This is a genomic window from Papillibacter cinnamivorans DSM 12816 (genome assembly GCF_900176335.1).
In the GTDB taxonomy this organism is placed as follows: domain Bacteria; phylum Bacillota; class Clostridia; order Oscillospirales; family Oscillospiraceae; genus Papillibacter; species Papillibacter cinnamivorans.
In genome coordinates this window covers 147,513-161,205 of sequence record NZ_FWXW01000005.1, presented here as the reverse complement: position 1 = coordinate 161,205, position 13,693 = coordinate 147,513, and the positions used below count along the sequence as shown (strand labels likewise).

11 protein-coding genes are annotated in these 13,693 nt (G+C 54.6%); 8 read left to right on the top strand and 3 right to left on the bottom strand.

Annotated elements, in window-relative coordinates; genetic code table 11:
• Positions 1-274: 274 nt before the first annotated feature.
• Together B9A13_RS09170 and putP are read right to left on the bottom strand one after the other, a co-directional pair.
• Complete coding sequence (locus tag B9A13_RS09170; protein ID WP_084234848.1) at positions 275-1,186, bottom strand: SH3 domain-containing protein; 912 nt, start codon at positions 1,184-1,186, stop codon at positions 275-277.
• 232 nt (positions 1,187-1,418) lie between these two features.
• Complete coding sequence (putP, locus tag B9A13_RS09165; protein WP_084234847.1) at positions 1,419-2,981, bottom strand: sodium/proline symporter PutP; 1,563 nt, start codon at positions 2,979-2,981, stop codon at positions 1,419-1,421.
• A 327-nt stretch (positions 2,982-3,308) separates the two neighbouring features.
• Here putP and B9A13_RS09160 point away from each other — a divergent pair, with 327 nt between their 5' ends.
• The 4 genes from B9A13_RS09160 (at position 3,309) to B9A13_RS09145 (ending at position 6,421) form a co-directional block, all read left to right on the top strand.
• Positions 3,309-4,343, top strand: coding sequence for an FAD:protein FMN transferase (locus B9A13_RS09160; RefSeq protein ID WP_084234846.1), 1,035 nt, complete (start codon positions 3,309-3,311; stop codon positions 4,341-4,343).
• Positions 4,324-4,728 (top strand): NusG domain II-containing protein, encoded by a 405-nt coding sequence (locus B9A13_RS09155; RefSeq protein WP_084234845.1) that lies wholly within the window; start codon positions 4,324-4,326, stop codon positions 4,726-4,728. The genes B9A13_RS09160 and B9A13_RS09155 overlap by 20 nt, the downstream gene beginning before the upstream one ends.
• 66 nt (positions 4,729-4,794) lie before the next feature.
• Positions 4,795-5,313: a Gx transporter family protein gene (locus B9A13_RS09150; RefSeq protein WP_084234844.1), complete on the top strand. Its 519-nt coding sequence runs from the start codon at positions 4,795-4,797 to the stop codon at positions 5,311-5,313.
• 55 nt (positions 5,314-5,368) lie between these two features.
• Positions 5,369-6,421 (top strand): alpha/beta hydrolase, encoded by a 1,053-nt coding sequence (locus B9A13_RS09145; protein ID WP_084234843.1) that lies wholly within the window; start codon positions 5,369-5,371, stop codon positions 6,419-6,421.
• A gap of 908 nt (positions 6,422-7,329) precedes the next feature.
• On the opposite strand, the gene B9A13_RS09140 is transcribed toward B9A13_RS09145, so the two are convergent.
• Positions 7,330-7,935, bottom strand: coding sequence for a DUF1847 domain-containing protein (locus B9A13_RS09140; protein ID WP_084234842.1), 606 nt, complete (start codon positions 7,933-7,935; stop codon positions 7,330-7,332).
• 459 nt (positions 7,936-8,394) lie between these two features.
• On the opposite strand from B9A13_RS09140, the gene B9A13_RS09135 reads away from it, so the two are divergent.
• From B9A13_RS09135 to B9A13_RS09120, 4 genes are all read left to right on the top strand, one after another.
• Positions 8,395-9,564: a sugar ABC transporter substrate-binding protein gene (locus B9A13_RS09135; protein WP_084234841.1), complete on the top strand. Its 1,170-nt coding sequence runs from the start codon at positions 8,395-8,397 to the stop codon at positions 9,562-9,564.
• Positions 9,565-9,749: 185 nt separating this feature from the next.
• Entirely contained in the window at positions 9,750-11,318 is a 1,569-nt protein-coding gene (locus tag B9A13_RS09130; RefSeq protein WP_084234840.1) for a sugar ABC transporter ATP-binding protein, read from the top strand.
• Positions 11,319-11,338: 20 nt separating this feature from the next.
• Positions 11,339-12,400: an ABC transporter permease gene (locus B9A13_RS09125; RefSeq protein ID WP_159448091.1), complete on the top strand. Its 1,062-nt coding sequence runs from the start codon at positions 11,339-11,341 to the stop codon at positions 12,398-12,400.
• 35 nt (positions 12,401-12,435) lie between these two features.
• Positions 12,436-13,671, top strand: coding sequence for a M20 family metallo-hydrolase (locus B9A13_RS09120; RefSeq protein WP_084234838.1), 1,236 nt, complete (start codon positions 12,436-12,438; stop codon positions 13,669-13,671).
• Positions 13,672-13,693: the final 22 nt, after the last annotated feature.

Here is a 13,693-nt window from a genome sequence, read left to right as displayed (position 1 = left end):
TGCCATTAAGAGCGCCCACAGGAGTATCCCCTGATGGAGTTCCAAGAGGCCGGAGCCTTTTGGTCTGTTTTTGGTAACTTTTTGCAGAAACAAAAAGTTACCCCCAGCGGAGCGCGCAGCTCCCGTCCAAACCTCGTAAAACAATTCCGGAATAAACGTCACCTTCGGCGGGGAGCGCGCTTCTTTCGTCAAAAACCAAGTAAAAAAAAGAGAAGCGGCTGTATGGCCGCTTCTCTCTTTCGTTGTTGCCGGGATTCAGACCTAAAAAGTCCGTTTACGCTCCGTATGTGACATAGCCCAGGGGATTGACGGCGGTGCTTTCGGAATTGGAGATGCAGTCGCCGCTGGAAGCGCGGATGCGCACCTCAAAGTGAAGATGCACTCCGGAAGAGGTTCCCGTGCTGCCCATGGCACCGATGTACTGCGAGGTGGCCACCGTATCTCCGTAAGAAAGGCTGGACGCACTCTTCAGATGGGCGTACCGGGTCTGGATATACTTCCCGTTGCAGTAGGAATTGACGTATACCACATAGCCGTATCCGTTTAGGTATCCGGAATAAACCACCGTGCCGCTGTAAGCGGCGATTACGCTGTCGCCGGCCATACCCTGGGATGCGGGGGCGATGTCGATGCCCAGATGGCTTCCGCTTACAAAGCTCTGGTTAATGCTTCCGCTCACCGGAACCGGCCAGGTCATCAGTGTCTTGAGATACGTGGAGCTGACATAGCCCACCTGGCTTCCGTTGTAGAGAATCTTGCTCCAGTTTCCGGATGCGGACAAAACGAGAACGGTTTTCCCGTAGGAAAGGGTTCCCTTTACGGAATAACTTGTCCCCGCGCCTGTGCGCACGTTGAGGGAGCCGGCCGTAACGGCTGAAGCGGAGCTTTCGGTGACTGTGATGTAACCCGCGGACACATATCCGTAGGAACCGGACGCGTATTCGACTTTCCACCAGCTGCCGCTCTTGGAGATCAGAGTCACATATGTACCCTTGGAAAGGGATGTGAGCCGGGTTCCGCTGGAACTGGCCGATGCTCTGACGTTCAAAGAGCCGCTGCTGACGGTCACGATTCCCGCCGCCGAAGTGGAGTAGGCCGCCTGGGCCTCGGGCAGAACGCCCGGAAAGAGGAGAATGAAAGCTGCGGCGAGAATGGTGCCCGACAGAATTTTGATCATCCGTCTCATATCGAGACACCTCCTATATCCTGTAATTAAAGCCTCACATTAACAGCTGAGACTGATTACAGGGTAACAAGCGCGGCGAGGGAAAGTCAAATGCAAGTTCTTCCATAGGAGACTAAAATGGCGTATAATGTGCGCGGTATATGGAATTGAGAAAGCGCCGGCTCCGCATTTTGCGGAACCGGCACTTTAAAAATAACGCTTCAGTTTTGTGATTGCCGGCGAAAGTATGGTATCAATCCCGCATTGCCCTGACGGCTTCGAACTCTTCCTCGATTTCCCGGGAGGGCTTTTCGGTAAGCAGGGAGACGACGACGATCATGATGCAGGAGAAAATGAAGGCGGGAAGAAGTTCGTAGATGCCGAAGACGCCGCCCATGGGCCGAATGACGAGCTTCCACAAAAATACCATGCCGCCGCCGCCCAGCATCCCGGCGATGGCGCCCGCGCGGTTTGTGCGCTTCCAGAACAGGGAGAAGAGCATAATGGGCCCGAAGGTGGCGCCGAAACCGGCCCAGGCAAAGCTCACGACCTTGAAGATGATGCTGTTTTCATCCAGCGCAATGACGATTCCGATAACGGCCACGAGTAGAAGAGTGATCCGGCTGACCGTCATGATCTCTTTGTCGCCTGCGTTCTTTTTGATAACGCCCTGATAGATGTTCCGGGCGAAAGCAGAAGCGGCGATGAGAAGGTACGAGTCGGAGGAGCTCATGGTGGCGGCCAGGATCCCCGCCATCATGACGCCCGCCACCAGGGGATGCATGAGGGAGGAGGAGATGACGATAAAGATGTCCTCCGAAGCCGCGGAGGTAAGAAGTGCCGACGGGAACAGGGCGCGCCCCACAATCCCGATGCACACGGCGGCGGCCAGGGAGATGAGGACCCAGATCATGGCGATCCGGCGGGACTTGGTAAGCTCTCTGGTGGAGCGTATGCCCATAAAGCGGAGCAGAACCTGGGGCATGCCGAAATAACCCAGACCCCACGCCATGGTGGATACGATGGTAAGCGGACCGTAGGCCCCGGCGGCGCCGAACAGCGGCGCACCGGAGGCGGACAGCTGCTGAACCCCGGAAGCGTCCACGGAAGGACTCGCGATCCCGAAGAATTCAAGAAAACCCGGCATGCTCCTGGCGTTTTCCACCACCGCTCCGAGCCCTCCGGCCGCCGCGGTGCCGGATGCCAGCACGGCGATCAGGGCGAAGATCATGACGATGCCCTGTACAAAATCCGTTGTGCTTTCGGCCAGAAACCCGCCCAGGAAGGTGTAGGTCAGAACGAACGCGGCGCCGATGAGCATCATCATCTGATAGTTGAGACCGAAGAGCTGATTGAAGAGCTTTCCGCAGGTGACAAAGCAGCTTCCGGTATAGACGGCGAAGAAGATAAGGATGAAGAGGGCGGCGATGGTCATGATGACCTTACGGTTTTCCTTGAACCGGTTGCTGAAAAACTCCGGAATGGTGATGGCGTTGCCCGCCGCGATGGAGTATCTGCGAAGCCGCTTGGAGACCAGGAGCCAATTGAGGTATGTACCGATGGCAAGCCCGATTGCCGTCCAAGCGGCGTCCGCCAGGCCGCACCAGTAGGCCACCCCGGGAAGACCCATCAGCAGCCATCCGCTCATGTCCGACGCTTCGGCGCTCATGGCGGCGACCCAAGGGCCCAGCCTTCTCCCGCCGATAAAGAAATGCTCGGAATCTTCGTTGGCAAATTTCGCGAAAAACACTCCGATCACGATCATCACGATCATGTAGAGCACCATGGACAGGAGTGTCAGCATTGAATTGCCCATCACAAACTCCCTCTCAAATTTTTTCGATATCCGGCGAACGGAAAAGACATAAAAAATGGAAGAACACACGGGAATTCTTACGGTATGAATGGAAGATCCGATCTGTCAGACATCGCTTACAGTACAATAAAATATCACAAGGCATAAGCCATTGCAATGATGGGATGAGAAAAACGCATTAAAAAGATGACGAAATTGCATATGGAGAAGAATCCTCCTCATATGGAAAACGGACGGGAATTTGACGAATCCGAGTTGCCTTTGGAAAAACGATGTGGTATGATTCAGTATCGGTGATTTATCTCATTGGATTGGAAGCAGAACGGTATGAAAAGGATTGTCCGGATTTTCGCATGCGCCGCGGCTTTTCTTCTTCTGGCCGGCTGCGCTTCGGGGGAGAAGAAAAAGGCCGAGGCGGAGCTGTATGCCATGGATACCGTCATGGATCTGACCATTTACGCAACGAACGCGGAGGAGGCGCTTTCCGCCGCGCAGGAGGAGATCTACCGCCTGGATGGACTGCTATCCTATACCCGCAGCGACAGCCAGGTATCGGCGATCAACCGCGGCGCGGGCGGCGCGGTGGAGGTTCCCGTGGAAGTAATGGACCTTGTGTCCACCGCTGTGGCCATTTCCCAGCGGACGGACGGGGCTTTCGACATCACCGTGGCGCCCCTGGTGCAGGCCTGGGGTTTTTATACGGGGGAATATACCGTCCCCGACAAAGAGGCCCTGGACGAGATTCTTCCCCTGGTGGGCAGCGGCCTGATACGGCTGGATCCGGGCGCAAAGACGGTGGAGCTTGAAAAAACCGGAATGTCCATCGACCTGGGGGGAATCGCAAAGGGATACGCCTCCGATGTGCTGGTGGAAATGATGAAGGACAGAGGTGTTTCCTCCGCACTGCTCGCCCTGGCCGGAAATATCTCCGCCGTGGGAACCAAACCGGGGGGCGACCCCTGGCGCGTGGCGGTGAGGGATCCCCGGGACGGTTCCGCTTACGTCGGCATCCTGTCGGTCTCCGATCTCACCGTGGCCACCTCCGGCGGCTATGAGCGCTATTTTGAGTCCGGCGGCAAGCGGTATCACCATATCATTGATCCAAAAACCGGCGTTCCTGCGGACAGCGATCTGACGTCGGTCACCGTGATATCCCAAAGCGGAACCACTGCGGACGCCCTTTCCACCGGGCTTTTTGTAATGGGGATGGATAAGGCTCTCGCCCTGTGGCGGGCATCGAAGGATTTTGAGGCTGTTTTTGTCACACAGGACGACAGGGTGGTTGTGACGGAAGGAATTGCGGACCGGTTCGAATTTACCGGGCAGTCCGGCGGATACGCTTATGAAATCGCCAGCCGGTAGCGCGCTCCGGCCCACCCGGTGGGATGTGGTCCTGGCGGCAGCGATCCTATTGGCGGCTGCCGTGACGGGATATCTTCTCTACGGAAACACCGGAAAATCCGAGAGCCTTACCGCGGTGGTGACCCGGAACGGGGAGGAGATTGCCCGGATCCCTCTGGACGAGCTGGAGGAACCCATGGAGCTTTCCGTGGAAGGGGAGTACACCAATATCATTCGGGCCGAGCGCGGCCGTGTCTGTATCATAGACAGTACCTGCCCGGGGCGGGACTGCGTGCATCAGGGCTGGATTTCGCGGCCCGGACAGCATTTGATCTGCCTGCCGAACCATGTGACGGTCACCATCGAGGGAAGTTCTTCTTCCGGAGTGGATGCTGTCTCGGGCTGACGCCTTGCGGGGGCTGCCGGCCCCGGCTCGGGGCGGCCCGTCACCGTGAGGAGGAGGACAGTGCCCATGTCCGGCGTGACAAGAAAAATTGCCCTTGGCGCCTGTCTCACCGCTCTGGCTCTGGCTCTTTCCTGGGCGGAGAGCCTGATTCCCCTGACTCTTTTTATCCCGATCCCCGGGTTCCGGCTGGGGCTTGCCAATATCGTAACCCTTTTTGCTCTGTATTTTCTGGGCAGGCGCTCCGCCTGGTCCGTTCTGACGGCACGGTGCCTGCTGGGTGCGCTTCTCGCCGGGAATCTGACGGCCCTGATTTTTTCTTTTTCGGGGGGAGCGGTCGCCATGGCCGTTATGACGCTTCTGTACCGGAACCGGAGGCTCTCCGTATACGGCGTGAGCATCGCCGGAGCGGCAGGGCACAATGTGGGGCAGATTGCCGCCGCCCTCCTGGTGCTGGGCGGATGGGCGCCCCTCGCGTACCTCCCCCCGCTCCTGGCCCTTTCGGTCCTGACCGGTGCGCTTACAGGGTCGGTTTCCGCCGCGCTGTTTCGTTTTGCCCCCGCCGAGCGCCTGTTTTCTCCCGTTTGACACAACGGGCCATTCATTGCGCCGGGTAGACTTTGCTGATAAAGGATGTGTCTGTATGCCGAAAGGCATCGTATGGATGATTGTGGCTGCCGCCTTGGTGGCCGCGGCTCTCTGGTACCGCTATATCATCAATCGGTATAACGAGTATTTCGGTTCCCGCTTTGAAACGGACGAGGATTACTATCTCTATTTAAGCGGCCTGAGGCCGGGCTGGAAGCGGGAGCCCATCTCCTTTCCCTCCGACAAGGCTCAGATCCTCAGGGGATTTCTTTTCTCCTACGAGCTTCCCGCGTACCGGGGGCTTCTGGTCGTGGTCCACGGAATGGATACCAGTATGGATCATTACATGCCGGAAATCGAGTATTTCTGCCGCCGGGGTTTTCTGGTCATGAGCTATGACAGCACGGGCACCGGGCGCAGCGACGGCAAGGATCTCGTGGGGCTGCCCCAGTCTCCCATCGACCTGAAGTATGCCCTTCTCTACAAGGAAAGCCGCCCGGACTTAAACCAGTATCCGCTGTTTCTCTACGGCCATTCCTGGGGCGGATTTGCCGTCAACGCCGTTTCCAATTACGGCAGCTTTCCCATCCGCGGCATCGTTTCCGTTTCCGGGTTCAACAGCCCCCTGGACGTGACCCGGGAGCGGGCGCAGCGCGTTGTGGGAAATCTGGCGAATATCACGATGCCGGTGGTGGAAATCCATCTCTTCCTCAGCTTCGGGGTCAAGATGTTCAACACCGGCTGCCGCGGCCTCGCCCGCACCCGGGCGAAGATGCTCATGCTTCACAGCAAGGACGACAATGCCGTGAAATACTACCATTTCGAGAAATACATGCAGAGGTTCGGCCATGATCCGCGGTTCACCTTCATTCCCATGGATGGCCGGGGCCACAATCTGGTGACGCCCCCGGAAGTGAACGCCCGCCTGAAAGCGCTTTACAAACAGAAAAAGGCTCTGGAGGAGCAGTACGCCCCGGCACCGGTGCCGGAAGAGCTGCTGAAGCCGATAACGGATGAAAACCGCGTCCTCCGCGCCGCCGTAGACGAGACCCTTATGGAGCGGTTCGTTGCCTTCTACGAAGATATCCTTGGAAACCTTCCCGCCTGAAACTGATTCAGGACTCTGAAAAAGGGCCGGACAGTATGTCCGACCCTTGAGTTGTATAGATTTATACTCAGTTCCTCTTTTTGGCTGGTTCGTGCGGTTCCTTTCGGTCGTGGTATGAAAAGATTGGTTGCGAAAAATTTGGACAGGAGCTGCGCGCTCCCCGCTGGGGGTGACTTTTCCCGCATAGGAAAAGTCACCAAAAGGATGCCAAGAGGCTCCGGCCTCTTGGATCTCCATGGGGGGTGCTCCTTTGAGCGCTCTTAATGGGCGATTGACTATCGGTAGTTTCGAACGCACGGACAGCTCTGCGGCAAGGGACTGCTTTTCAGCCCGCAATCGGGGCTTTCCGGGTTTTGGATTGTGGGGCTCAATGGGTCTGCAAAAACATTCCTTGTGCGGCGTTTTAGAGGATTAGCTTTTTTCCGGCTTTTCCGGTTCAGGGACATTTCGGGATTCCATTGCCCTTAGATACTTCTCAAAGCATTATGTTAACTATTCTGCAACAGAGTTTGATTTGCAGTTCTTCTCCAACGTCGCAGGAAGCTGGTTTTAGCAGACTTCCTGAGCCGCTAAGACCGGTTTTTAGAGGGCCGGTCGCGGGCTGAAAAGTGGAGTTCCTGTTTTTTGAGCTGTCTGTGCGGTTCTTCCTGTTAATGGCCGGGTCCTTCCGGAGGCGCGCCTGCCGCAGAGCCCTCTTATGGGAATCCAAGGGGCCGGGCCTCTTGACGCCGCTTTTTAGTTCCTTTTTCCCGGCGAGTGGAAAAAGGAACCCCCGCCGGAGGCGCGTAATACCCGTAATTTAAATAAGCTTTTTAACAGAAAAGATTAATAAAGATTGATTACGAAAGATATGATCGGAAAAAAGTGCTCCCATGCTGGGGATAGACCTGCCGCCGGTTGAATCCTTTTTATTCCTTCTCCGGAAAGAGCTTTTTCTTCATGAAATTGTCGCTCATGTAGACTGCGCCCAGAGGATTGTGCGCCAGCACCCTGTCCTTAACGGCAAGGACCGAAACCGGCGCTTCGGAATATTTGAAAAACAGGGTGTCGTGCCCCACGCAGAGACCCACGAGGATATTCAGATCCGTCTTTTCCCGGTTGAGCATCTGGGCCTGACCAATGGGATTGCAGATAAAAGGCGCCTCTTTGCACTCGATGCCCAGGATCTCGTCCTTCCGGAGCGAACCCACCTTGCAGATCACCGAGACGGTTTCAAAGCCGTTGTATCGGAATATTTTGTCGATGATCTCCGCCTCTTTGTCCATGGATACGCAAAAGGCGATTCCCAGCTTTTTATACCCGCATGCGCGGGCAAACTTCATGGTTTCCTCGATTCTCGTATTGGAGTAATCGGTGGAAAGAATCCCGGAGACCTTTGCGATCGTGAAGTTCTCCTCCTTCTGGTATTCGGCGGCGGCTTCGGAAAAATCCACGTTTTTCGTGGGACACTGGGGCGGCGGCGCAACTTTGGGATTGTTGCAGGAATGAGCTTTACAAACTGCACAAAATACCATATCGATTCATTCCCTTTTTATTATTATTCTCATGAGAGCCGGGAAAACCAGGATTTGAAACTGCTTTGAATTTTTGATAGTGTAGCATGCGATATTTAAAAAAGCAAGCACGGTATAAAGGAATTGCAAAATATTGTATTCCCAAACGGAGGCAAAACTCCGCCAAGCCGAAATATATTTGCAAAATCGGATAAAAAACCGAAAAAATTAAGCTGATAATCGAAATTACGAGCGGTTCTTCTTTTTTTTGAATTATCGTATTGACTTTCCTTCATTTTTCGATAAAATGATTGCTATGAATGAAACGATCGTTAGTTCCGAGGACAGTTACAGGGATTAAAAGAATAAAGATAGCAAAGGCGCTGTGTTTCCTTACATGGGAAACAGCGCCTTTTGCTATTTTCCAGGGGGCTTTTAAACTGTAACGGAAGTCATTTCAATCAAAAGGGAGAGCTGAAAATGAAAAAGAAATTTCTGGCGCTTGCACTGGTCGGAGCACTTTTCTGCAGCTTGGCTGCAGGATGCAGCAGCGGATCTTCATCCACCGCGACGCCGGCACCTACCGCCACCGAAGCGGCGAGTGCGGACAACTCGGCAGTCATTACGGAGCTTCAGGCAAAGATCGACGCATTGAGAGGCGTTCCCGAATTCGATATGGACTCTTTCAAAGGCACGGCCTTTGATGCCAAGACGGAAATGGCCGGCCAGAAGTGGCTTACAATCCCCGGCACCAGCGCCAACCCGTTCAATGAAACCATTTGCGAAGCCATCTGTGAGGTTGCATCCAAAGTTGGGTTCCAGTGCGACCTTCTGGAAAACCAGGGCGCCGCGGAAGAACATATAGCGGGCCTGAACAGCGCAAAACAGAAAGGCTATTCCCTCGTGGACCTCCAGGCGGGTCCCACCCCGGAAACCTTGGGCGCACAGATACAGGAGTGCATGGATCAGGGCATTAAAGTTGTCACCTCCCACCTCACCGGGTATGAGCAGTCGGTCTCTCCCATCTCCGGCAACATGGGTGCGGACTACTACAACATCGCGGCCCTTCTGGCAGACTGGGTCATCGTGAATGCCGGTATGGACGCAAAGGTCCTCGTTGTCGTATCCGAAGAGATCACCTCGACGACTTCCATGATGAACGGTATCAAGGATGAGTTTGCCAAATACGCTCCCGATGTGAGCTTCGACTTTGTAAACGTCGCCATCGTAGACTGGGGTACGAAATGCCAGAGCGAAACCGAAAACTATCTGTCCGCGCATCCCGACACCGACTACGTTATAGCCATCTATGACTCCATGAACCAGTATATCGTACCTGCGGTCAAGTCCACCGGTTCCAAGGCGAAGATCATCGCGTACAACGGAACGCCCTTTGCAATGGACTATGTGGCCAGCGGCGACATCGAAATGATCATCGGCGAAGATCTCCTCACCATCGCCTATGCCACCGTCGACTATGAGATGAGGACCGCTCTCGATATGGAACAGGTGGAAGAACCCACGCTGATCCGCGTTTGGACCAAGGACAATATTTCCGAAGCGCTCAACGCACAGGGCAAGTGCGAATACGGCATCGGTTACGGCACCTCCGCCCAGGAAGCATATGAAACTCTCTGGGGACTCAAATAAACAGGTTAGACCCCAATATACCGATAAACCCATGAGCGACGCTCCGGTAAGCCCACCGGCGAATCGGATGAAACAGCGGTACCTAGCCGTCGGGGCCGCCGGACGCCTTCAGGCGTCCGGCAACCCCGGCAGCGGTATACTTTTTTGATTTTCATAAGTTCCGGAGAAGGAAGTGAAGCGCGAATATGTACAACTATAAAGACATGGATGACGAGTATAAAAGAAAAAACGCCACCGTGTTTTTGAAAAACGTATCGATGACGTTCGGGCATAACAAAGCTCTCGACAGTGTTGACCTTGCGATCATGCCCGGCGAAATACACGGACTTCTCGGACAGAACGGCTGCGGAAAGTCCACTTTGATCAAGATCCTGTCGGGGTTCAATCATCCCGACAGCGGAAGCAAGCTTTACATAAACGGCAATAAAATCAAGCTTCCCCTGGATCCCGATATGATTTCCAAATACGGCCTGAGCTTCGTCCACCAGGATCTCGGGCTTGTCTCCTCCCTTTCCGTTCTCGAGAATCTCCGAATGGAGCATCTGTTTCAAAGCGGTGCCAAAATCAATTGGAAGAAAGAACGCGCCGAAGCAAAGGCCATATTGGAAAAATATGGAATAGACGTGAACATAGACGACAATATCGAAACCCTCAATCAGGTGGACAAAGCCATGATATCCATTGTCCGGGCAGTGGAAAGCATATTGAGCAGAAACGACGGGAAGGGCCTTCTGGTTCTGGACGAACCGACGGTGTTTCTGGCACTGGACGAGGTGAACATGCTCTTCCGGCTGGTCCGGGAGATTGCCGCCGGCGGTATCGGCGTGCTGTTTGTATCCCACGACCTGGACGAGGTGATGACCATCACGGACATCGTAACGGTCCTGCGCGACGGGGTGAACTGCGGGGAGGCCGTGACATCGGAAACGTCCAAAGACGGTGTGATTGAAATGATCCTCGGGCAGAAACTGACTGCTTTTGAAAGGGATTCGTCCAATTACAGGTACGCCGTCCACCCGGACGCCATTTACTTTAAAAACATCAAGGGCGAAGTGTTGCGGGGAGTCGATTTTTCCGTCAATCCGGGTGAGATTGTAGGGGTGACGGGCCTGGAGGGTTCCGGCTTCGGCGAGATCCCCTATGTCATCTGCGGTGAAAACGAGCTGCAGGACGGGAAAATGGTGATAAGCCACAAAACCGTAGACTTGGGGAAATACGATATGAAACAGGCGATTGAGGACAACATCGCCCTCATTCCCGCCGACAGACCCAATCAGGGTGGAATACAGACCCTTCGGGTGGAGGAAAACGTTATGATGCAGGTCCACAAATTCTATCATCCCCTGATGCTGCAGTCCGGGAAAATGAGGGAAAAAGCCGAGGAGCTCAATGTCCAGTACTCGGTGACACCCAACGATGTGCGGCTGAATTTCAGCCAGCTTTCCGGAGGAAATCAGCAGAAGGTGATCCTTGCGAAATGGCTTCAGGAGCCGCCGGTTCTTTTGATCCTCCATGAGCCGACCCAGGGCGTCGATGTGGGCGCCAGGCAGCAGATCTACAAACATATCGACCAGATTGTAAAGAGAGGCGCGGCGGTTCTCTGCGCAAGTTCCGATTACGAGCAGCTGGTACAGATCTGCGACAGAGTCATCATCTTTTCCAGAGGGCGGATTGTCGATACGCTGAGCGGCCCTGAAATCACCAAAGAACGAATTGTCCAGCTGTGCTACAACAGTGCGGCCGTGCAGCAGTAAAAATGAAAGAGGAAATAGACGTGAATAAAAATAAAAGTCCAAGATTGAAAACGTCGGTCGGCGGCGCTGGCTCTTTCATTCAGAAGTATTCGGTCATCATTGCGTGGGTGGTGGTGATTGCAGCTTTTACCATCGGCAGCGGAGATCTGTTTTTTAATTTTAACACCCTGTCTTTGATAACGGGGACGCGCTCTGTGGTCGTCATACTGGCTCTGGCCATCATGATTCCCCTCACCGCCGGGGACTACGACATGTCGTCAGGCTTCACTATGACCCTTGCCAATATGATAACGGTCTTTTTGGCGGTGGAGATGGGATGGAATGTCTGGCAGAGTGCGATCATTGCTATTCTGGTCGGTTTGCTGGTGGGTGCCGTCAACGGAATATTCGTGGTGAAAATCGGCATCGATCCTTTCATTGTGACCATGGGTGTCGGAACGTTTCTGGCAGGCGTCACCCTTTGGATCTCCAATAAAACCCTATCTGGCACCGAGCTTGCTCCGCTCCAGCATGTGAGCATCGGGAAGCTTTTCAACATCCAATATATCTTCTTCTACTGCTTTATCCTGATGCTGATCCTGTGGTACATCTTTGAACATACGTCTGCGGGAAAAAAGATACTCTTCATCGGGCACGGGAAAGAGGTAGCGCGCCTGTCCGGTATCAAGGTGGGCAAGGTGAGGTGGATCTGCCTTATGGCTTCCTCCACTCTATCGGCCTTTGCCGGAGTCATGTATTCGGGCGTGACGGGCAGCGCCAGGTCCGGTTCCTGCAACGACTTTATGATGCCCGCCTTTGCGGCCGCGTTTCTCGGCTCCACTTTCATAAAGCCCGGTCGCTTCAACCCGGTGGGTACCTTCATCGCGGTCTATTTCCTGGAAACGGGCATCCGCGGGCTTTCTCTCCTCGGCTTTTCCACCTATGTCCAGAATCTGTTTTACGGTGCCGCGCTGGTTCTCGCCGTCGCGCTGTCGGCAATTATGAAAAAGCGCTCCCTCAAAGCGGATAAAGCAAAAAAAATTGCGGCCCTTGCTGCTGACGATGCGTGCTCCCAGGGGGAGAACGTCCCGGATAAAGCATAAGGCCGACGAATATTCTGCGGACAGGAGGAATCCAGTTGGAAACAAATCTGAACCGATTAAAATCCACCATTGAGGCCATGTCGAATTTCAGATCGGAGGACGGGCCAGGGATTTCCCGATTTTCATACAGCAGGGACGACCTGAAGGCGCGGAAGTATCTCACCGACATCTGCAAGGAGCTTGGGCTTACCGTCCGGATCGACGCGGTGGGGAACATATTTTCCAGGTACGAGGGCCAGAATCCTTCTCTCGTTCCCGTTTTGTCGGGCTCCCACATCGATTCCGTGAAAAGCGGCGGGATGTTCGACGGGATTGTGGGCAGCGTGGGCGCGTTGGAATGCGCCCGGGTGATGAAGGAAAACAATTACGTCCCCATGCGGCCCCTGGAGATCGTTTTTTTCGCGGAAGAGGAAGGCTCGAACTTCCAGGTCCCCGTCATGGGAAGCAAAGTCCTGGTGGGGAAGCTGGGTCTTGACGATCTGAAATCCCTGAAAAATCAGGAGGGGGAGAGCGCCTACAGCTTGATTAAGCGCGCTGCCTTCAATCCGGACGATATCCCCAACTGCGTTTTAAAAAAAGGCGATTATAAGGCGAGCCTGGAGCTTCATATCGAGCAGAGCGTGCGCCTGGACCTGGAGGGGCACACCATCGGAATCGTGGAAGGCATCGCGGGCTGCCAGTGGTATAAAGTGACCTTCCGGGGCAAGCAGAACCACGCCGGGGCGACCCCCATGCATCTGCGCCAGGATCCTATGTGCGCGGCTTCCGAATGTATTTCCAAAGTGAAATATATGGCAAAGGAAACGTCCAGGACCGCCGTCGCCACCGTCGGCTATATCAAGGCGCTTCCCAATATTCCCAACGCCATCCCCGCTGAGGTTTCCTTTACGGTGGATATCCGGGATATAAAAAACGGCGCCATGGACGAAATTGCCGAAAAGCTTCTCGCAGAGGCAAATAAGGCGGCGGAGGAAAACGGCTGCGGCGTGACGTGTGAACTGGGGGCTTCCTCCAGGGCGATTGAAATCATGCCCTACATGATGCGGGTGATGGAACAGGAGGCAAAGCAGCTGGGTCTGGACTACATTTTCATGCCCAGCGGCGCCGTGCACGACTCCAATTACATGGCCGAAGTCACCGACGTGGGGATGATCTTTGTTCCCAGCATCGACGGAAGAAGCCACGTTCCCGAGGAGAAGACGGACTTCAGTCACGTGAAGCTGGGCGCGGACCTGCTCCTCAATACGATTCTCAGGCTTACAGCCGAATAAATAATTCTTTGACAGGAAAGGG